The sequence below is a fragment of the Brevundimonas sp. genome, from assembly GCF_035627055.1.
Taxonomy (GTDB): domain Bacteria; phylum Pseudomonadota; class Alphaproteobacteria; order Caulobacterales; family Caulobacteraceae; genus Brevundimonas.
In genome coordinates this window covers 108,413-129,124 of record NZ_DASPMM010000022.1, presented here as the reverse complement: position 1 = coordinate 129,124, position 20,712 = coordinate 108,413, and the positions used below count along the sequence as shown (strand labels likewise).

General features: G+C 69.9%; 18 protein-coding genes. 5 read left to right on the top strand and 13 right to left on the bottom strand.

Annotated elements, in window-relative coordinates; all coding sequences use genetic code 11:
* The 3 genes from trpD (at position 1) to lexA (ending at position 2,703) form a co-directional block, all read left to right on the top strand.
* Complete coding sequence (gene trpD / locus VEA98_RS11295; RefSeq protein WP_324814296.1) at positions 1-1,047, top strand: anthranilate phosphoribosyltransferase; 1,047 nt, start codon at positions 1-3, stop codon at positions 1,045-1,047.
* A gap of 76 nt (positions 1,048-1,123) precedes the next feature.
* Positions 1,124-1,915, top strand: a complete 792-nt coding sequence (gene trpC, locus VEA98_RS11290) for an indole-3-glycerol phosphate synthase TrpC (protein ID WP_324814294.1) — start codon at positions 1,124-1,126, stop codon at positions 1,913-1,915.
* A 95-nt stretch (positions 1,916-2,010) separates the two neighbouring features.
* Positions 2,011-2,703, top strand: a complete 693-nt coding sequence (gene lexA / locus VEA98_RS11285) for a transcriptional repressor LexA (RefSeq protein WP_324814291.1) — start codon at positions 2,011-2,013, stop codon at positions 2,701-2,703.
* Here lexA and VEA98_RS11280 read toward each other — a convergent pair.
* Entirely contained in the window at positions 2,684-4,822 is a 2,139-nt protein-coding gene (locus VEA98_RS11280) for a ComEC/Rec2 family competence protein (protein ID WP_324814288.1), read from the bottom strand. The two genes, lexA and VEA98_RS11280, sit on opposite strands and share 20 nt — an antisense overlap.
* Before the next feature lie 28 nt (positions 4,823-4,850).
* On the opposite strand from VEA98_RS11280, the gene gltX reads away from it, so the two are divergent.
* Together gltX and gltA are read left to right on the top strand one after the other, a co-directional pair.
* The gene (gene gltX / locus VEA98_RS11275; protein WP_324814286.1) at positions 4,851-6,275 is read left to right on the top strand and encodes a glutamate--tRNA ligase; all 1,425 of its coding nucleotides are present in this window, start codon (positions 4,851-4,853) and stop codon (positions 6,273-6,275) included.
* Between the two features lie 65 nt (positions 6,276-6,340).
* The gene (gene gltA, locus VEA98_RS11270) at positions 6,341-7,642 is read left to right on the top strand and encodes a citrate synthase (protein ID WP_324814284.1); all 1,302 of its coding nucleotides are present in this window, start codon (positions 6,341-6,343) and stop codon (positions 7,640-7,642) included.
* An 85-nt stretch (positions 7,643-7,727) separates the two neighbouring features.
* Here the strand turns inward: gltA and VEA98_RS11265 are convergent, their stop codons facing one another.
* Genes VEA98_RS11265 through uppS form a run of 12 tightly spaced genes read right to left on the bottom strand, consistent with a single transcriptional unit; the run spans position 7,728 to position 20,698 of the window.
* Entirely contained in the window at positions 7,728-9,239 is a 1,512-nt protein-coding gene (locus VEA98_RS11265; protein ID WP_324814281.1) for a tryptophan halogenase family protein, read from the bottom strand.
* A 49-nt stretch (positions 9,240-9,288) separates the two neighbouring features.
* Complete coding sequence (gene lpxB, locus VEA98_RS11260) at positions 9,289-10,473, bottom strand: lipid-A-disaccharide synthase (RefSeq protein ID WP_324814279.1); 1,185 nt, start codon at positions 10,471-10,473, stop codon at positions 9,289-9,291.
* Entirely contained in the window at positions 10,470-11,303 is an 834-nt protein-coding gene (lpxI, locus tag VEA98_RS11255; protein WP_324814276.1) for a UDP-2,3-diacylglucosamine diphosphatase, read from the bottom strand. The genes lpxB and lpxI overlap by 4 nt, the downstream gene beginning before the upstream one ends.
* Complete coding sequence (gene lpxA / locus VEA98_RS11250; RefSeq protein WP_324814273.1) at positions 11,300-12,085, bottom strand: acyl-ACP--UDP-N-acetylglucosamine O-acyltransferase; 786 nt, start codon at positions 12,083-12,085, stop codon at positions 11,300-11,302. Before lpxA ends, lpxI begins: the two co-directional genes overlap by 4 nt.
* Positions 12,082-12,561 (bottom strand): 3-hydroxyacyl-ACP dehydratase FabZ, encoded by a 480-nt coding sequence (fabZ, locus tag VEA98_RS11245; protein WP_324814271.1) that lies wholly within the window; start codon positions 12,559-12,561, stop codon positions 12,082-12,084. Before fabZ ends, lpxA begins: the two co-directional genes overlap by 4 nt.
* Positions 12,554-13,576, bottom strand: coding sequence for a UDP-3-O-(3-hydroxymyristoyl)glucosamine N-acyltransferase (gene lpxD / locus VEA98_RS11240; protein ID WP_324814269.1), 1,023 nt, complete (start codon positions 13,574-13,576; stop codon positions 12,554-12,556). The genes fabZ and lpxD overlap by 8 nt, the downstream gene beginning before the upstream one ends.
* Positions 13,577-13,591: 15 nt before the next feature.
* Positions 13,592-14,191 carry an OmpH family outer membrane protein gene (locus tag VEA98_RS11235; RefSeq protein ID WP_324814266.1) on the bottom strand — a complete coding sequence of 200 codons (600 nt, stop codon included), beginning with the start codon at positions 14,189-14,191 and terminating at the stop codon, positions 13,592-13,594.
* 34 nt (positions 14,192-14,225) lie between these two features.
* The gene (gene bamA / locus VEA98_RS11230; RefSeq protein WP_324814264.1) at positions 14,226-16,664 is read right to left on the bottom strand and encodes an outer membrane protein assembly factor BamA; all 2,439 of its coding nucleotides are present in this window, start codon (positions 16,662-16,664) and stop codon (positions 14,226-14,228) included.
* Positions 16,665-16,696: 32 nt separating this feature from the next.
* Entirely contained in the window at positions 16,697-17,911 is a 1,215-nt protein-coding gene (locus VEA98_RS11225) for a M50 family metallopeptidase (RefSeq protein WP_324814262.1), read from the bottom strand.
* 23 nt (positions 17,912-17,934) lie between these two features.
* Positions 17,935-19,131: a 1-deoxy-D-xylulose-5-phosphate reductoisomerase gene (gene dxr / locus VEA98_RS11220; RefSeq protein WP_324814260.1), complete on the bottom strand. Its 1,197-nt coding sequence runs from the start codon at positions 19,129-19,131 to the stop codon at positions 17,935-17,937.
* The gene (locus tag VEA98_RS11215; RefSeq protein WP_324814257.1) at positions 19,131-19,943 is read right to left on the bottom strand and encodes a phosphatidate cytidylyltransferase; all 813 of its coding nucleotides are present in this window, start codon (positions 19,941-19,943) and stop codon (positions 19,131-19,133) included. The genes dxr and VEA98_RS11215 overlap by 1 nt, the downstream gene beginning before the upstream one ends.
* Complete coding sequence (gene uppS, locus VEA98_RS11210) at positions 19,943-20,698, bottom strand: polyprenyl diphosphate synthase (RefSeq protein WP_324814255.1); 756 nt, start codon at positions 20,696-20,698, stop codon at positions 19,943-19,945. Before uppS ends, VEA98_RS11215 begins: the two co-directional genes overlap by 1 nt.
* Between the last annotated feature and the right edge of the window lie 14 nt (positions 20,699-20,712).

The window sequence follows — 20,712 nt, the reverse complement described above, 5'->3', positions numbered from 1 at the left end:
ATGGCGGCCCCCGAGACCGATCAGGGCTTCAAACCCCTGCTGGCCAAGCTGGTCGACGGCCGGGTGCTGTCGGATCAGGAGGCTCACGCCTTCTTCGCCGCCTGCCTGAGGGGCGAGCCGACCCCGGCGCAGGTCGCGGCCGCCGTCACGGCCCTGCGCATCCGCGGCGAAACCGTGGGCGAGATCGCCGCCTTCGCCACGGCCATGCGCGAGGCGGCGCTGACGCTGGACCATCCCTACGAGGTCATCGACACCTGCGGCACCGGCGGCGACGGCCAGCACACCTTCAACATCTCGACGGCGGCGGCGCTGGTGCTGGCGGGCGCCGGGCTGAAGGTGGCCAAGCACGGCAACCGGGCGATGAGCTCGAAGTCCGGCTCGTCGGACGTGCTGGCCGCGCTGGGGATCAATCTGGCGGCCACGCCGGCGCAGCAGCTGCGGGCGCTGGACCGGGCCGGCATCGCCTTCCTGTTCGCCCCGACCTACCACGGGGCCATGCGCCACGTCGGGCCGGTGCGGGCCGAGATCGGCTTCCGCACGGTGTTCAACCTGCTGGGTCCGCTGTCCAACCCGGCCTCGGCGAAGCGGCAGGTGATGGGGGTCTATGATCCGCGCCTGCTGGAGCCGCTGGCCGAGGTGCTGGGGCGGCTGGGCGCCGTCCGGGCGTGGACGGTGCATGGACAGGGGCTGGACGAGCTGACCACCACGGGCGCGACCGAGGTGGCGGAGTGGAAGGACGGGGCGGTGCGCCGCTTCGCCGTCACGCCGGAGGACGCCGGGCTGGCGCGGGCCGATATCGCCGACCTGCGCGGCGGCGACGCCGAGGAGAATGCGGCGGCGCTGCGGGCGCTGCTGGACGGGGCGAAGGGGGCCTACCGGGACGTGGTGCTGCTGAACGCGGCGGCGGCGCTGGTGGTGGGCGACAGGGCGGGTGATCTGGCCGACGGCGCGGCGCTGGCGGCGGCGGTGATCGACGACGGCCGGGCGGCGCAGGCGCTGGCCGCTCTGGTCGAGGCCACCAATACACCGATCGAGGCCCCCGAATGACCCTGACCAGGAGCGCGGACCTCCCGGTCCGCAAATCCCGCCGACCGCAAGGTGCGGACCTGGAGGTCCGCGCTCCATGACCGACGTGCTGGAGCGGATCGCCGCCTACAAGCGCGAGGATGTGGCGGCGCGCAAGGCTGTCCAGTCGCAGGACGCCGTCGAGGCGCGGGCGAAGCTGGCGCCGCCGCCGCGGGGCTTCCGGGCCGCCCTGGAACGGCATGTCGAGGAGACGGGCCGCCCCGCGCTGATCGCCGAGATCAAGAAGGCCAGCCCCTCCAAGGGGTTGATCCGGGAGGATTTCGATCCGCCGGCGTTGGCGCGGGCCTATGAGCGCGGCGGGGCGACCTGCCTGTCGGTGCTGACCGACGGGCCGAGCTTCCAGGGCGACGACGCCTTCCTGGCCGCCGCGCGCGAGGCGACCGCCCTGCCCTGTCTGCGCAAGGACTTCCTCGTCGACCCGTGGCAGGTGGCCGAGAGCCGGGCGCTGGGGGCCGACTGCATCCTGATCATTCTGGCGATGGTGGATGACGCCCTGGCCGCCGAGCTGCTCTCCGAGGCCGAGAGGTTCGGCATGGACGCGCTGATCGAGACCCACGACGAGGCGGAGATGGCCCGCGCCTGCAAGCTGGGCGGCGATCTGGTCGGGATCAACAACCGGTCGCTGCGGACGTTCGAGGTCGATCTGGAGACGACGGAGCGGCTGGCCATGCTGAGCCCGGTGCGGGCGTTGCTGGTGGCCGAGAGCGGCATCTTCACGCCGGACGACGTTGCCCGGGTGTCGGCGGCGCATGCGCAGGCCGTGCTGGTGGGCGAGAGCCTGATGCGGCAGGCGGACGTCGAGGCGGCGACACGGGCGCTGATGCGGTAACCGGACCTTAACCGGAACAGCACAGGAACACCTTGTGGACGTTTGCGGTTTGTTCCGCTAGCGTTCTCGCAACGGGATTCGCCGCCGAGGTCGCCATGCTCACGCGCAAACAGCACGAACTGCTGATGTTCATCCACGAACGGATCAAGGAGACGGGCGTCTCCCCCTCGTTCGACGAGATGAAGGAGGCGCTGGATCTGGCGTCGAAGTCGGGCATCCACCGGCTGATCACGGCGCTGGAGGAGCGCGGCTTCATCCGGCGGCTGGCGCACCGGGCGCGGGCGCTGGAGGTGGTCAAGATGCCGGACCAGGCCACGGCGGGCGCGCCGCGCGGCCGGGCCGGGTTCACGCCGGGGGTGATCGAGGGCGGCGGACGGCCGCAGGCGGTCGAGGCCGCCAACGACACGCGCGAACTGTCGCTGATGGGCAAGATCGCCGCCGGCACGCCGATCGCGGCCATCGAACACGAGACCGCCCGCTATCCGGTGCCGGAGGCGATGCTGGGCGCGGGCGAACACTATCTTCTCGAGATCGAGGGCGATTCGATGATCGAGGCCGGCATCCTCAACGGCGATCTGGTGATCATCAAATCCTCCGACACGGCGACCTCGGGCGACATCGTCGTGGCGCTGGTCGAGGGCGAGGAAGCCACGCTGAAGCGGCTGCGCAAGAAGGGCGGCTCGATCGCCCTGGAGCCGGCCAACCGCAACTACGAGACCCGCATCTTCGGACCGGACCAGGTCGAGGTGCAGGGCAAGCTGGTCGGGCTCATCCGCCGCTATCACTGAGGTCAGGGTCGCCGAAGCGGGACCATGGCCGGTCGCCGCGCACCTGCGCCGACCAGACGGCGCGCCAGCGGTTGGCCGCCGCCGGACCCTCGCGCCACAGCTCGACCGCGCCGCCGCGCGCATAGTCGACACCGTCCAGCACCAGACGGCCCTCGCATGAGGCGGGCAGTGCGGGGACCGGCGCGCGGACGCTGACCACGGGCGCGGCTCGGCACAGGGCCTCCATCTGCTCCGCCGAGGGCGCGCGTTTGCCCCACCACAGGGCGAGCGGACCGGCTGCGGGTGTCGAGGGCGCGCAGGAGAAGCGGGTGCAGGTCCAGCCCTCCTCCTGCCGGTCGATGGGCGTCAGACCCCGGCGGCGCGACCAGACATCGACCGCGAACTGGCGCACGCCCGGCCGCGCCACGACCGCCTCTTCCGCCTGAACCCAGGCGGCGTTGGTCCCGCCGTCGCCGATCCACAGGTCGGGCGCCGGCCCGCGGGGCCAGAGCATCACCGCCGCCGCGAACGGCAGGCCCAGCCAGCGCAGCGGTCCACGCCACAGACAGCAGAACAGCACGCCGAGAAAGGCGACCGGCAACGCGACGTCCGGGGCGCTGGCGACCGTCCGCACCGCGCCGGGCAGCGCCGCCGTCCAGGCGCCGATGGCGAGCATCAGCCCAATGCCCTGGGCGGCGAGCCACAGGAAGGGGGCGCCGAGGCCGAGCGGCTCCAGCAGGGCGCCGATGGCGAGCGCCGGCATGATCAGGAAGTCCGAGACCGGCGCCGTGGCGAGATTGGCGGCCAGTCCGTACATGGCCGTTCGGTTGAAATGCTGCATGGCGAACGGGCCTGTGGCGGCGCCCGCGACGAGGCTGGCGAGGATTGCGCCGCCGATCCAGACGCCGCCGCGCTGGACCATCAGGATCGGCCAGGGCGTGGAAATCTCGCGCGGGCGGACCGGCCAGGCTTCTACGAGCGCGACGAGGGCGGCGGTCGCCGCGAACGACATCTGGAAGCCGGGCGTGACGATCGCCTCGGGCTGCAGCAGCAGGACCACGAAGGCGGCGACGGCGAGGGCGTGCATGGTGATCGCCTGCCGGTCGAGCAGGATGGCGATGAAGGCGATGGAGGCGGTGATCGCCGCCCGCTCGGCCGGCGGCGGCGCGCCCGAGATCACGAGATAGGTCGCGACCGCCAGCAGCCCGGCGCCGGCGGCGACCTTCTTGCCCGGCACGCGCAGCGCCAGCCACGGCCAGGCGGCCACCAGCAGGCGCACGAGGAAGAAGGCGAAGCCGCCGACCACGGCCATGTGCAGGCCGGAGATCGACAGGATGTGGGCCAGGCCGGAGTCGCGCATGACCTGGACCTCGTCGGGATCGAGCCAGGCCTCATGTCCCGTGGTCATGGCCGCGGCGACGCCGCCAGCGCGCGGGCCCTGCCGCTCCACGATCCGTTTGGCGAGGTCGAAGCGCAGGCCGTTGATCGCCATCTCGGCCCGCAGGGTCCACGGCGGAGGCGGCAGATAGGCCGGCCGCGCCTCGCCGAGGCCGAAGGCCACCCCGCCCATGCCCTGGAAGAAGGCGGTGCGGCCGAAGTCGTAGGCGCCGGGGCTGGCGGGCGCGGGCGGCGGGTTGAGGATGGCGAACAGCCGCACCGCCTGACCCGGCTCGGGCGCGGCGCCGCGCACGGTGGCCCGCAGGCGCACCGGCGTGTCCTCGGGGGCGAGGCCGCGGATGCGGACCGGGGCGATCACCACGCGGGGGCCGGCCGCGCCTGGGCTGTCGACGTCGACGACCCAGCCCTCAACGACGGTCGGGGCGTCCATGGCCGGGGCGATCGGGGCCGTGACGGCGTCGGCGCGCAGCTTCGTCACCGCCAGACCGAGGGCGAAACAGGCCAGCAGCATCAGCGGAAGCGTCCAGATTCGGTCCAGCCGGGACCGTTTGGCGGCGAGCCAGCCGGCGGACGTGAGGACAGTGAGGGTCAGCAACGGCCAGGCCGGCGGTTCGGCCTTCAGCGCGAAATAGACGGCGCAGCCGCCGCCCAGCGCCACCGGCGCCCAAAGCCGCCAGCGGAGGGACTGGGCGCGGGCCTGCCGGCGCAGAAATTCGACCCCGCGCGCGGGGAGGCTGGGCATGGGCGGCGCGGGCGGTATAACGCCCGCCATGACCTCCCCGTCCGCTTCCGCCCCCGAAGTCGTCACCCGCTTTGCCCCCTCGCCGACCGGCTTCCTGCACATAGGCGGCGCTCGCACGGCGCTTTTCAACTATTTGTACGCGCGGCGGCACAACGGCCGGTTCCTGATCCGGGTGGAAGACACGGATCGCGAGCGGTCCACCGACGCCGCGGTCAAGGCGATCTTCGACGGCCTGAGCTGGCTGGGCCTGTTCGCCGACGACGAGCCGGTGTTCCAGTTCGCTCGCGCCGACCGGCATCGCGAGGTGGCCAACATCCTGCTGGAGACCGGCCACGCCTACCGCGATTTCCTGACCGCCGAAGAGACCGGCGCCCTACGTGACGCGGCCAAGGCCGAAGGTCGCAGTTTTGAATCCCCGTGGCGGGACCGCACGCCTACGGTCGACGACCTGTCGAAGCCGCACACGGTCCGCTTCCGCCGGCCCGCCGACAAGCCCGTCGTGGTCGAGGACGCGGTGCAGGGAACGGTGCGCTGGGAGTCGGCCTCGCTGGACGATCTTGTGATCCTGCGCTCGGACGGCGCCCCGACCTACAATCTCGCGGTCGTCGTCGACGACCACGACATGGGCGTCACCCACGTGATCCGGGGCGACGACCACCTGAACAACGCCGCTCGCCAGAGCCTGATCTATGACGCCCTGGGGTGGACCCGGCCGACCTTCGCTCACATCCCGCTGATCCACGGGCCTGACGGCGCCAAGCTGTCGAAGCGGCACGGCGCGCAGGCGGTGCATGAATACGCCGAGATGGGCTACCTGCCCGAGGCCATGAGAAACTATCTGGCGCGGCTGGGCTGGGCGCACGGGGACGACGAGCTGTTCTCCGACGCCCAGGCGAGGGAATGGTTCGACCTGGCGGGGGTTGGCCGGGCGCCGGCGCGGCTGGACTTCGACAAGCTGGCCCACGTCAACGCCCACTGGATCCGGCTGGCTGACGACGATCGGCTCGCCAAGCTGACGCTGGATGTGCATCTGGCGCGCGGCCACGCGCTGGGGCCGGATGACGAGGCGCGGCTGACGCGGGCCATGCCGTTCATCAAGGGCCGGGCGAAGACCACGCTGGAACTGGCCGACCAGACAGCCTTCGTGCTGGCGCCGCGGCCGATCGCGATCGAGGCCAAGGGTCAGGAATTGCTGTCAGGCGAGTCGGGCCAGCGCATCGGCCGGTTGCGCGATCGGCTGGCACTGTTCGAAAGCTGGGACGTGTTCGCGCTCGAGACCGAGCTCAAGGTGTTCGCCGAGGAAGAGGCCGTCGGCTTCGGGAAGATCGGGCCCGCCGTCCGTGCGGCCCTCACCGGCGGCTCGGCCTCGCCCGACATTGCGAAAACTTTGGCCGCGCTGGGGCGAGAAGAAAGCCTCGGCCGTTTGAATGATGCGCTGCAACAGACTATCTGACCTTCGTACCGAAACACGACCCGCCGCCTCCCCGTGCGAGGCCGCCGTCTGACCAAGGGGCCCATATGACTGAACTCGCCAAACCCGCCGGCTCGGCCACCCTCACCTACGGCGACAAGTCCGTGGAATTGCCGGTGCTGTCGGGCTCGACCGGCCCCGATGTGATCGACATCCGCAAGCTGTATGGCGCCACCGACGCCTTCACCTACGATCCGGGCTTCACCTCGACCGCGGCGTGCGAGAGCGCCCTGACCTTCATCGACGGCGACAAGGGGATGCTGCTTCACCGCGGCTATCCGATCGACCAGTTGGCCTCGAAGTCCAACTTCGTCGAGGTCTGCCACCTGCTCCTGCACGGCGAACTGCCGACCGCCTCGGAGTATGAGGCCTTCGAACGCAGCATCACCATGCACACGATGCTGCACTCGCAGTTCGACCGGTTCTTCGAGGGCTTCCGCCGCGACGCCCACCCGATGGCCATAATGGTCGGGACGGTCGGGGCGCTGTCGGCCTTCTATCACGATAGCCTGGACATCCATGACCCGGTGCAGCGGAACATCTCGGCCATCCGGCTGATCGCCAAGATGCCGACGATCGCGGCGCGGGCCTACAAATACCACATCGGCCAGCCGTTCATCTCGCCGCGCAACGACCTGAACTACGCCGAGAATTTCCTGCGCATGTGCTTCGCCGTTCCGGCCGAGGACTATGTCGTCAATCCGGTGCTGGCCCGGGCCATGGACCGCATCTTCATCCTGCACGCCGACCACGAGCAGAACGCCTCGACCTCGACCGTGCGCCTGGCCGGGTCGTCGGGCGCCAATCCGTTCGCCTGCATCGCCGCCGGCATCGCCTGCCTGTGGGGCCCGTCGCACGGCGGCGCCAACGAGGAGGCGCTGACCATGCTCAAGGAGATCGGCACGCCGGAGCGGATCCCGGAGTTCATCGAGGGGGTTAAGGCCAAGAAATACAAGCTGATGGGCTTCGGCCACCGGGTCTACAAGAACTACGACCCCCGCGCCAAGGTCATGAAGGAGAGCGCCGACGAGGTGCTCGAGGCCGTCGGCGATCCGAACGACCCGCTGTTCCAGGTGGCCAAGGAACTGGAGCGGATCGCGCTGAACGACGAGTATTTCATCGAGCGCAAGCTGTTCCCGAACGTGGACTTCTATTCGGGCATCACCCTGTCGGCGATGGGCTTCCCGACCTCGATGTTCACCGTGCTGTTCTCGCTGGCCCGTACGGTCGGCTGGATCGCCCAGTGGCAGGAGATGATCGGCGACCCGACGCAGAAGATCGGCCGCCCGCGCCAGCTCTACACCGGCCCGACCGAGCGCGACTATGTGCCGATCCAGCAACGGGGCTGAGCCGGCGCCGACGGCTCGTCAGATACGATGACAGGAGGACGCCGGGGCCCGCGCCCCGGCGTTTTTCGTTGGACCGGCCTTCGCCTCAGACCGGCGGGGCCTTGCAGTGGCTGTCGATGAAGGCCTGGTGGGTCGGCATTTCGGCGGCGGCATGGCTCACCGCGGCGCGGAACCGCTCCATCCGCTGACGCATCGCCTCCGGATCGTGCGCCGCCGCGACCGGGTCGAAGCTCTGCGGCATGATCCCCTGCCCCATCATCACCGCCACCCAGCTGGTCTCGGAGAACAGTTCCTCGTCCTCGCGGAAGAAGCGGCCGCTGCTGCGGAACAGGTCCAGCTTGCGCTGCAGAGTCTCCGGAACCTCCATGGTCCGCACATGGTCCCACAACGGCGAATCGGACCGGGTGGTGGCGTGGTAGTGCAGGATCACGAAGTCGCGCAGCCGGGTGTATTCGGTCGCCGTGCGGCGGTTGTATTCATCGGTCAGAACGGGATCGAAGGTCCGGTCCGGGAACATGGCGAGCAGGCGGAAGATGCCGCTCTGAATCATGTGGATGCTGGTCGACTCCAGCGGCTCCAGGAAGCCCGAGGCGAGGCCGAGCGCGACGCAGTTCTTGATCCACGACTTGCGACGGCGGCCGGTCTTGAAGCGCAGCATGCGCGGTTCGGCCACCGCCTCCCCGTCCAGCCCCGCCAGCAGGTCGGCCGTGGCCTCGTCCTCGCTGATGAACTGACTGCAGTGGACGTAGCCATTGCCGGTGCGGTGCTGCAGCGGAATGCGCCAGCGCCAGCCCGCCCTCTGCGCCGTCGAGCGGGTGTAGGGTTCGGGCGCCCCGACGTTCTCGCTGGCCACCGCCACGGCGCGGTCGCAGGGCAACCAATGGGTCCAGTCCTCGAAACCCGCCTGCAGCGTCTGCTCGATCAGCAGGCCGCGGAAGCCGGTGCAGTCGACGAACAGGTCGGCCTCGATGACCTCTCCCGATTCCAGGCGCACGCCCTGGATGAAGCCGTCGAGCGGGCGCTGCAGGACCTCGACGATCTTGCCTTCCTGGCGCACCACGCCGCGCTCCTCGGACCAGGCGCGCAGGAAGGCGGCGTAGCGCGAGGCGTCGAAGTGGAAGGCATAGGCCAGCATCGACAGGATGTTGCGCGTGTCCTTGACCGGGCGGAAGAATTTCCCGGCGCGGGCGGCTTCGGCCGGCAGGCAGTACTCGTCCAGCGAGCCCGGGTCGGCGCCGAGGCTGCGCTGGCGCAGCCAGTGCTGGTGGAAGGACGTGCCCTCGAAATCGAGACCGTAGCGGCCGAACGGGTGCAGATAGACGTCGCCGGGGGCGCCCCAGCCGCGCAGCTCGATCCCGAGCTTGAAACTGGCCTGGGTGGCGCGGACGAAGGCCTCCTCGTCGAGGCCGAGGAAGGCGTTGAAATCGACGATGGGCGGAATGGTCGCCTCGCCGACGCCGACGGTGCCGATTTCCGCCGATTCGACGAGGGTGATGCGCACCGCGCCGCGCAGCTTGCGGGCCAGGGCGGCGGCGGCCATCCAGCCGGCGGTGCCGCCGCCGATGACGGCGACTGATTCAATGGCTTGTTGGGTCACGCCGGGAGCGTAACGGCTGGTTCGGTGATGGCAAGGCGCGGCGGGCGCTTCAGCCCGCCTGTGCCGCGCCGTTCCGACCTTCGACGATGACCCGCAGCACCGCGTCGGCGGCGATCTCTGACGGATCGCGGCCCTCGCGCCCCATCAGGTCCAGCGCCGCCGTCTGGCGCGCCGCCTGATGCGTTCGCGCCTCAGGGTCCGCGAGGAGCCCACCGACGGCCTCGGCCAGCTTGCCCGGCGTGGCGTCGTTCTGGATCAGTTCGGGCGCGATCTCCTCGCCGGCGGCGTGATTGAACAGGGTGGCGTATTTGCCGGTGAAGAACGGCTTCATGATCGCGTAGCTGAGCGGCTGGAAGCGGTAGGAGATCACCATCGGCGCGCCCGCCAAGGCCAATTCGGTGGAGACCGTGCCGCTGGTGGCGAGAGCGACCGTGGCGGCCTTCATGGCCGAGTATTTATCCGCCTCGGAGACGACTTGGGCGCGGAAGGGCCAGGCGGCGACCCGCGCGGTGACATCGTCGGCCACGGTTCCGGCCGCGACCACGGCGACCTCAAGGGTCGGGTCGGCCTGTTTGAGCCGCGCCACGGCGGCCTCGTACACAGGGGTCATCAGACGGACCTCGGACGGCCGGCTGCCGGGCAGGACCAGCAACAGGGGCGCGTCGGCCGCGATGCCCCGAGAGGCGCGGAAAGCGGCGGCATCGGCCCCGCTCATGTCGACATGCAGGGCCTGCGAGCCGACGACGGTTGTGGCCAGACCCTCGCGTTCAAACCACGGCGCATCAAAGGCGTAGAGGGCCAGCAGGTGGTCGACGGAGCCCGCGAGCGTCCTGGCCCGGCCCGGACGGGAGGCCCAGACCTGGGGCCCGACGTATTTGATCAGCGGCACATCCGGCAGGATGGCCCGGATCGCCTTGGCCACCCGGATGGTGAAGCCCCAGCTGTCGATCAGGACAACGGCGTCGGGCTGCTCCGCCACCGCCAGCGCGGCCGTGTCCGCCACCCGCCGCCTGACCACGCCATAGGCCTTGAGGCCTTCGAGCCAGCCGAGCACGGACAGGTCGGTGATGTCGAAAGGGCTGTCGACCCCGGCCTCGGCCATCTTTGACCCGCCGACGCCGACGAAGACCACCTCGGGGCCCAGCCGGGCCTTGAGCGCATGGGCCAGGCCCGCCCCCAGCGCATCGCCGGACGCCTCGGCGGCGACCAGCATGATTTTCAGCGGACGGCTCATGCCGGGATCTCGCCCCAGACGAACAGCCCCAGCCGGTCGGCGGCCTCGACGATGGCCGCGTGGTCGATCAGGATCAGCTTGCCCGCGACCCCGCCGACCCCCGCCAGCCCCGCGGCGGCGGCCAGTTCGATGGTGCGCGCGCCCATGACCGGCATGTCGACGCGCAGGTCCTGGATCGGCTTGGGGGCCTTGCCGAGCGCGCCCCTGCGATCCGCGGACGAACCGCGCAGGTCCGACGGCAGGGCGGCGACCCGCGCCAGCATGGCGTCCGTGCCTTCCTGGGCCTCGACCGCCAGCACCAGACCGTCGCAGACGACAGCGCCTTGGCCGATATCGAGTTCCCCTGCCTTTTCCGCTACGTGCAGCGCCTTTCTCAGGTCCTGAAGCTGTTCCGGCGTGGGCGTGATCGCGCCCAGGGCGCCGGGCGGCATGGTTTCTCCGCCCAAGATGTCATCGGCGCCCTGGATGGCGTAACCCTCGCCTTCGAACACCGACAGGATCTTGCGCAGCAAGGCGTCGTCGCCCTTGGCCGCCTCTGCGATGATGCCGGGCAGCAGGGTCATGCCCTTGAAGTCCGGCTTCAGGCTCTTGAAATCCGGCCGGTTGACCGTGCCGGCGAAGCAGACCGCGTCGCAGCCAGCCTTCTTCAGCGCCGAAAGCACCCGGCCGATCTCGGCCATGCCGGCGTCGACGCCCGGGTAACGCGACAGGTGGGGATCGGCGAAACCGGCGAGGCGGACCACGAAGACCGGCCGACCCTCGGCCTCGCAACGGGCCGCGACCGACAGCGGCAGGGCGCCGCCGCCCGCGATCAGCCCGAGCTTGCTCATTCGCCGGGCAGGCAAAGCGGACGTTTGCCGTCCTCGCGGATGAAGGCCACGATCTCCACGATCTCGGGCAGGTCGGCGTATTCGGCCGCCGCCGCATCCACTCGATCGGCGAAGGTGCCGCCGCCTTCGAACAGGTCGCGATAGGCGGCCAGCAGCCGGCGGATGGCGTCCTTGCCGTAGCCCTTGCGTTTCAGTCCCACCAGGTTGAGGCCGTGCAGACGGGCGTGGTTGCCCCAGGCCGAGCCGTACGGGATGACATCCCTTGTCACCGCCGCGAGACCGCCGACGATCGCCCCCTGCCCCACCCGGCCGAATTGGTGCACGGCGCAAAGCCCGCCGAGGAACACCCGCGAGCCGACGCGGGAGTGTCCGCCGAGCGTCGCATGGTTGGCCATGGTGACATTGTCGCCGACCACGGCGTCGTGGCCGACGTGGGCGCCGGTCATGAACAGCCCGTTCGAGCCGATCGTGGTCAGCTTGCGGTCGCCCGGCGTCCCCCGGTTGAAGGTGCAGTGCTCGCGGACGACGTTGTCGGACCCGATCTCAAGGCGAACCGGTTCCCCCTTGTAGCCGCCGTGCTGCGGATCGCCGCCGATCACGCAGAAGGGGTGGATGACGGTGCGTGCGCCGACCGTGGTGTCCTGCTGGACGACGACGTGACTGACCAGACGGACATCCGCGCCGAGGACGACGCCGGGGCCGACGACGCACCACGGGCCGATTTCCACGCCGTCGGCGAGCTGCGCCCCGGAATCGACGATGGCGGTGGGATGGATGCTCACGGCGCGACCGGCTGGTCGACGCTGACCATCATGGCGGCGAAATCGGCCTCGGCGGCCAGCTTGCCGTCGATGAAGGTCTCGCCGCGGAATTTGAAGATGTCGCCGCGCTGCTTGGTGACCACCACCTTCATGCGCAGCTGGTCCCCGGGCCGGGCCGGCTTGCGGAAGCGGACGCCGTCGATCGACATGAACATGATGATCTTGCCCTCGACCGAAACGTCCAGGGTCTTGGACATCATCAGCGCCCCGGTCTGGGCCATCGCCTCGATGATCATCACGCCCGGCATGACCGGATCGATCGGAAAGTGACCGGGAAAGAAGGGCTCGTTGTGGGTGACGTTCTTGATGCCGGTGATCGACGTTCCCGACACGAAGTCCTCGGCCTTGTCGACGAGGAGGAACGGATAGCGGTGCGGCAGGCGCCGCATCACCTCGGCGTAATCGATGATCGTGCCGGCGGCCGTTTCGTCAGTCATTCCCGGTCTTCCCTGCGCGTGCCTTTCCGGACGCCTGTTTGGCGAGCCAGACCGCTTCACGCAAGGACTGTCGAAGGGGTTTTGCCGGATAGCCGGACCAGGTCTCGCCGGGAGGGATGTCCTGCAGCACCCCGGCGCCGGCGGCGACCCGGGCGCCCTCGCCGATGGTCAGATGGTCCCCGATGCCCGCCTGGCCGCCGAACATGACGCCATCGCCCACCGTCACCGTGCCCGACAGGCCGGTGTGCGCGGCCATCAGGCAGTTGCGCCCGATCACGCAGTTGTGGCCGATCATGCAGAGGTTATCGATCTTGGTGTTCTCGCCGATGACCGTGTCGTCATAGGCCCCGCGGTCGATGCAGGTGTTGGCGCCGACGCTGACGCCGTCCTGCAGGATGACCCGGCCCAGCTGCGGCACGTCGATCGGCCCCGATCGCGACCCGGCGGCGCCGAAGCCCGGCTCCCCGATGCGCGCGCCCGACAGCAGGCGAACGCGGTCGCCGATCAGGGCGAAGCCGATGGTGACATTCGATCCGATGGCGCAGTCGCGGCCGATCTGGACGCCCGGGCCGATGACGGTATTGGCTCCGATGCGGCTGCCGCGGCCGATTCGGACGCCCCGGCCCAGGACCACGCCCGGCTCGAGCACGACCGACCCATCCTCGACGGCGTCTTCGGGGGCCGCGGGTCGGCCCAGGGCGATCGGACGATGCAGGAGCAATGACGCCCGGGCCCAGGCCGCCTGGGCCTCGCCGGAGACGAGAACGGCGGCGCCGGCGGGCGCGGCGTCCACGGCGGACACCGGCACGACCACGCAGCCGGCGGCGGTCGCGGACAGGCTGGCCAGGAAGCGGCGATCGCCGAGGAAGGCCAAATCGTCCGCGCCGGCGGCCCCCAAAGGGGCGACGGCGGAGATCATCCGATCTCCGCCGCGAACCACCTCAGCCCCGATCCGCTCGGCCAGGCCGGCGACGCTCAGCGCCGGCAGGCTTTCGAAGAAACGCAGATCGGGCATTTCTCAATACGGCGTCTATTGCTGCGGCTGCTCGACCGGCACCGGGGTGCGGTTGAAGCTCGGCAGCGACGGCACCTGGCTGTTCAGCTGCTGAAGCACGGTCTCGCTGATGTCCATCGCGGGGTTGCTCAGATAGACGCTCGAACGATCCAGCAGGACGCTGCAGCCGCGCGACTGGTAGGTCGAGGCGATGATCGGGTCGGCGGCGGAGAACAGGGCGCGCTGCTGCAGCGAGGCGGTGTATTGCAGCTCGCGTTCGCGGGTCTGGCCCAGCTGCTGATATTCGGTGAACCGGGCCTGCAGGTCCCGGGCGCGTTGCGCGCGCTGGTCGGCCGGGATGGAGGCTCCGCCCTGGGCGAGAGCGGCGTCTTCCTGCTGGATGGTGGCCTGGTAGGGCGCCAGCTCGGCGGCGACCTCCTGCTGCAGGGCCTGCATGCGGGCGGCGACGCCCTGACCGGCGGTGGACGCGCGGATCACGGCTTCGAGGTTGAGGACGCAGACCCCAGCCACCGGCGCGCCGTGGGTGATCGGCTGTTGGGCGGGCTGGGTCTGGGCCGAGACGGCGCCGGCGGCCATCATGGAGAGGGCGAAGGCGCCGTAAGCGAGGGTTTTCATGGGTATGCCTTTGAGCGGGCCGGGAGCCCGTCGGTTAGAACTGGGTTGAAGTCGAGAAGCGGAACGTTTCTGTCTTGTCGTAGTCCTGGCTGCCGAGGACCTGGCTGAGATCGAAGCGGATCGGGCCCATCGGCGAACGCCAGTGGATGCTCACGCCCGCCGAGGCGCGCAGTTCCAGATCGTCGACGATCCGGGTGCTGGGAGTGCCGTTGGCGTCGACCGTGTACCGGTCGTCCAGGGCGCCCACGGTGCCCACGTCGGTGAACAGCGAGGTGCGGATACCATAGTCTTCCGGCAGGCCGTTCGGTACCGTCAGTTCAAGGGTGCCGATAACGTAGAAATTGCCGCCCAGCGCGTCCGTCGTGATCAGGTCGCGCGGACCGATGCCGGCGGTCTCGAAGCCGCGGAAGCTGTTGCCGCCCTTGAAGAAGCGGTCGTTGATGCGGATCGGATCACCGCCCCAGCCCGACACATAACCCGTGGAAGCCGCGGCCGTGACGATCCAGTTCGGGGTGATGCCCCAGTAGGCGGAGACGTCGGCCTCGGTCTTCACATAGTTCACGTCGCCGCCGATGCCGGCGAAGTCCTGACGCAGGGTGCCGGTCCAGCCGCGGGTCGGGCGGACCGGATCGTTCCGCCGGTCGACGTACAGGGTGTACCCGGCCGAGGAGTTGAGGAAGGAGCCGACCTGATCGCACAGGGCGTTCGATCCCGTGCCTCCGACCGCGCAGAAGTTGTTCGGGACGATGATCTCGTCCGACTTCAGGAAATAGCGGGTGCTGAGCAGGGTGTAGGCGTTCAGCGGATAGGACAGGCGCACGCCGCCGCCCGTCGAGCGGTAGTCGTACGAGGAGTATTCGCTGAGATCGTAGCGCGAATGGAAGGCGTCGAAGCCGGCCCGCAGGTCGCGGCCGAGGAATTTCGGCTCGGTGAAGCGGAAGTCGATCTGCTGGCGCAGCGAGCCCCATTCGATACGGGCGACGACGTTCTGGCCGCGCCCGCGGAAGTTCCGCTCGGTGATGCCCAGGTTGACCACGAAGGAGTCGACCGAGCTGAAGCCCGCGCCGACGGACAGTTCGCCGGTCGGCTGTTCCGTGACCCGGACGTTGACGACCGAGCGGTCCGGCGCCGAGCCGCGCGCTTCATCAACGGTGACGTCCTTGAAGAAGCCAAGGCCGCGCAGGTTGTTGCGCGACCGCTCCAGCAGGGTGCGGTTGAAGGCGTCGCCCTCGGTCAGCATCATCTCGCGGCGGATGACGTTGTCCAGGGTGCGGGTGTTGCCGATGACGTTGATGCGGTCGACGTAGACGCGCTGGCCTTCCTTGACGTTGAAGGTGACGTCGACGGTGTCCGTCTCGGGGTTGGCGCGGTACGACGGCTCGATTTCGACGAAGGCGTAGCCGGCGGACCCGGCCGCGAAGGTCAGGGCGTCGACAGCCGCCTCGATCTGATCGCTTTCGTACAGCTGGCCGGGCCGGATCGGCAGCAGCAGCTTGAGGAATTCGGGATTCAGCCGGTCGTTTTCGGTGACCACGTCGACCGTGCCGAAATTGTAGCGGTCGCCCTCGTTCACCGTGATGGTGATCCCGAAGGCGCTGTCATCGGGCGCCAGCTCGGCGATCGCCGACAGGACGCGGAAGTCGTAATAGCCGCGGTTGGTGTAGAATTTCCGCAGCTGCTCCCGGTCGTAGTCCAGACGATTGGGATCGTAGTTGTCGTTGGACGAGAAGAACTGCCACCACTGCGAGCGCTTGGTGACCATCACCTCCTGCAGGTCGCCATCCGAGAAGGCGGTGTTGCCGAGGAAGGTGATCGTCCGCACGCCGGTTTCCGGGCCCTCGTCGATCTCGAAGACGACGTCGACGCGGTTCTGATCCAGCTGGACCAGCTTGGGCGTCACCGTGGCCGAGATCCGGCCGGACAGGCGATACAGCTCGACGATCTTGCCGACATCCTCCTGGACGCGGGCGCGGGTGTAGATGCCGCGCGGAGCGAGGGTGACTTCCTCGCGCAGCTTGTCCTCGCCGATCGCGCCGTTGCCCTCGAACACCACCTGGTTGATGATCGGGTTCTCGACGATCTCGACGATCAGATCGCCATTCGGCTGCACGCCGAGCTGGACGTCGGCGAACAGCTGGGTCCGCGTAAGGGTCCGCACGGCCACGTCCAGAACGGCCGCGTCGACCGTGTCGCCGGGCTGGATCGGCAGGTAGGACAGGATGGTGGTCTGGTCGATGCGCTGGTTGCCGCGCACGAGGATGCGGTTGACCACCACCCGCTGTTCCTGCCGGGCGGGCGGAGCCTGAGGCGCCTCCTCAACGACCACGGTCGGGGCCGGCTGGGCGGCGGGGGGCGCCGGCGCCGGGGTCTGGGCCAGCGCCGGGCCGGCCAGTCCGGCCGCGACCGCAAGGGCCAGCAGGCTCGGGCTCAGGCCACGGGCGAAACGAAGGGCGGACGCGTCTTGTCGGATCATGCGGGAAACCATCGGGGGCTGGCGTCGGCTCATCAAGCGAGCCCGCCGAGGAATTTGAACAGGCTCAGCTTCTGCAGGTCGTGCCAGGTGGCGAACAACATCAATCCCGCCAGCAAAGCAAGACCGACGCGGTAACCGACCTCCTGAACACGCGCGGGGACTGGCCTGCGCGCCACAGCTTCATAGCCGTAGAACAGAAGGTGGCCGCCGTCGAGAACCGGGATCGGCAGCAGGTTCACCGTACCGATCCCGATGGACACCAGGGCGGCGAAGCTGAGGAAGGTCAGGGCGAGATTGGCGGCCATCCAGCCCGGGTCGGGATTGGCCGACACAGCCTGCTGGGTGACCCCGCCGGCCGCCTTGGCGATGCCGATCGGACCGTTCAGCAGGTCGCCGGACTCCTTGCCCATGAAGATGCGGCCGATATAGGTGCCGGTCGTGGCCACGGTCGAGCCGATCGTTTCGACGCCCTTGCCGAAGGCTTCGACGGGATTCAGGCGACGGAAGCTGAAATCCTCGATCCGCCGGTCCATTCCCAGGCCGATCCGGGCGATTCGGACCCGGCCGGCGATCTGGTCGTTCTCGAGCCGGCGCTGCGGCGTGGCGACGAGGACGATCTCGCGGCCGTCGCGATCGACGGTGAAGCGGAGAGGATCGCCGGCGCTCATCATGACCGTGCGGGTGACGTCGGAGGTGTCGGCGACCGGCCGACCGTCGATGGCCTTGATCAGGTCATTGCGCTGGAACCCGGCTGCGGCCGCGGGCGTGCCGGCCTCGACCACGGCGACCCGGGGGGCCAGGACCTGCTCGCCCACGGCGCTGAACAGCAGGGTGAACAGCACCATCGCCAGCAGGAAATTCGCCGCCGGGCCCGCCGCCACGATCAGGGCGCGCTGCCAGAGCGGCTTGAAATGGAAATAGTCGCGCTCCGCGCCCGGGCCGTGCTCGGCGATGACGCGCTGACGCAGTTCGGCCAGTCCGGCCTGGTCCGGGACGCTGGAGGCGTCCAGGTCGCCGGAGAATTTGACGTAGCCGCCCAGCGGCAACCAGGCCATCCGCCACTCGGTGCCGTGGCGATCGGTGCGGCTGAAAATCGTCTTGCCGAAGCCGACCGAGAACCGGTCGATCTTCACCCCGAAGGCGCGTGCGACAAGGAAATGGCCCAGTTCGTGGATGGTGACGATGAACGTCAGCACCAGCAGGAACGGCACGATGTAGAGCAGCGCCTGGCCCAGGAAGCCCGTCATGCCGTTATGTCACCCTCCGCCGTTCAGGCCGCCGCGGCCAGACCCCGGACGATCGACTCCGCCTCTCGCCGCGCCAGCGCATCGACGGCCAGAGCCGCATCGCAGGCGTTGCGGGAACCGGAATCCACCCCCGAGGCCGTCACGCGCGACAAGGTGTCGGCGACGACTGCGGCAATATTGAGAAAGCCCAGACGACGGTCAAGAAACGCCAGCGCCGCGACCTCGTTGGCGGCGTTGAACACGATCGGCGCGGAGCCGCCCGCCCGAAGCGCTTCGCGGGCCAGTTTCAGGGCGGGGAAGCGCGTCTCGTCCGGGGCCTCGAAGGTCAGCCGGCCAAGGGCGGCCAGATCGAGCCTGGGCGCCGGCCAGGCGATCCGCCCGGGCCAGGCCAGGGCGCAGGCGATTGGGGTCTTCATGTCGGGCGGCCCCAGCTGGGCCAGGGTGGAGCCGTCGATGTACTCGACCATGCTGTGGATGATGGATTCGGGATGGACGACCACCTCGATGCGGTCGGGCGGCATGTCGAACAGATAGGCCGCCTCGATGGCCTCAAGGCCCTTGTTGGCCATGGTGGCGCTGTCGACCGAGATCTTGGCCCCCATGCTCCAGTTCGGGTGGGCGACCGCCTGTTCCGGGGTGATGTCGGCCAGCGACTCCCGCGGCATGCCCCGGAACGGACCGCCGGAGGCGGTCAGGATCAGCTTCTCGACCTGGTGCGGCGCGTCGTGCGGGAACACCTGGAAGATGGCCGAATGCTCGGAATCGACCGGGATCAGCCGGCCGCCGGAGCGGCGCACCCGCTCGATCAGGGCCGGGCCGCAGCAGACCAGGCTTTCCTTGTTGGCCAGCGCCAGCGTGGTCCCGGTTTCCGCCGCCGCCCAAGCGGAGCGCAGGCCGGCCGCGCCGACGATCGCGGCCATGACCCAGTCGGCTGGGCGGGCGGCGGCCTCGATGACAGCCCCCTCCCCGGCCGCGGCCTCGACGCCGGTGCCGGCGAGGGCCTCCCTGAGTTCCTGCAGACGGTCGGCGTCGGCGGTCACCGCAAGTTTCGGCTTCCAGCGCCGGGCCTGCTCGGCCAGCCTTGCGATATTGGCGCCGCAGGTCAGGGCCTCGACCTCGAAGGCGCCCGTGCCGCTCGCCTCGGCCTGCTCCATCAGTTCCAGCGTCGAGACGCCGACCGAGCCGGTGGAGCCGAGGACGGTGACGCGGCGGCGCAGCATCATCCGGCTCCGAAGGTCACGAACAGCAGTCGCCCGCAGGCGACCACCACGACCGCGAACATCAGCCCGTCGACCCGATCCAGCAGGCCGCCGTGGCCCGGGATCAGCTTGCCCGCGTCCTTGACGCCGTAGCGCCGCTTCAGCGCCGATTCCCACAGGTCGCCGGCCATGGTCGCCAGCGCTGCGGCCAGGCCCAGCGCGCCGCCCCAGGCCGGTCCGATGCCCATGTCGAGGAAGGTCGCGAGCAGGACCCCCGCGCCCGTCCCGGCGGCCAGCCCGCCGATGAAGCCGGACCAGGTCTTGTTGGGCGAGAACCGCGGCCAAAGCTTGCGGCCCCCGATCAGGCTGCCGACCAGATAGGCCATGATGTCGGACGCCCAGGCGATGATGAAGGCGGAGACCGTCCACGCCAGTCCGCTCGCCTCCGTGCCGTCCCTGAGCCAGATCAGCAGCACCGCGGGCCAGCCGAGGTAGAGGACGCCATAGGCCGCGTCGAGCGCCTCCTGCCCCCGGCTGCGGGCGAACAGCCCGGCCGCGGCCGCGCAGAACACCAGCATGACGAGGGCCAGCGACAGCTGCTCGACATGGGCCGAGATCACCGCCGCGAACAGGCCGAAGGCCACGGCTCCGGCCATCAGCCGCCAGGCGCTCGCCGCGCTCATCATGGCCCATTCGACGGCGAGCAGGGCGCAGGCGACCAGCATCAGGGCGAGGAACCACAGGCCGCCGGCCCAGATACCGAGGACCGCCGCCGGCGCCAGCACCACGGCCGAGGCGGCCCTGAGGCCTATGTCGCCGGCACGCATCGCCATCAGCCGGCCGCGAGCGCGGGAGCGGGCGCCAGGCCCCCGAAGCGTCGGTCACGGTTCCGGTACTGCTCGACCACGTCCGCCAGGGCCTCGGGCCCGTAGTCCGGCCACAGGACGTTCTGGTAGACCAGCTCGGCGTAGGCGGCCTCCCACAGAAGGAAGTTCGACAGCCGCTGCTCGCCCGAAGTGCGGACGATGACGTCGACGGGCGGTCCGCCCGCGGTCGACAGGCCGAGGCCCAGAGTCTCCTCGTCCAGCGGGGCGGTCGCCTCCCCCGCCCGCACCCGGTCGACGTAGCGCTGGGCGGCGTCGACGATGTCGGCCCGGCCGCCGTAGTTGAAGGCCACCTGAAGCAGGAATTGGTCGTTGTGGGCCGTACTTGCCTCGGTGTGTTCGACGATCCGGGCGATGTCCTCCGGGAGGCCGTCGCGGCGGCCGAGGATGCGAACCCGGACGCCCTCGCGCTCCAGCCGCTTCAGGTCGCTGGCCACATAGGCCCGGACCAGCCCCATCAGATCGGAGACTTCTTCGGCCGGCCGGCGCCAGTTCTCGGTCGAGAAGCCGAACACGGTCAGGCAGCGGATGCCCAGGGCCGGCGCGGCCTGGACCGTGCGCTTCAGCGCCTGGACCCCCTCGCGATGGCCCATCGCCCGCGGCAGGCCACGCGCCTGCGCCCAGCGCCCATTGCCGTCCATGATCAGGGCGACGTGGCGGGGCCCGTCAGACGCGGGCGGCGATGAATGGGGCTCGACGGGCATGACCGGCGCGTATC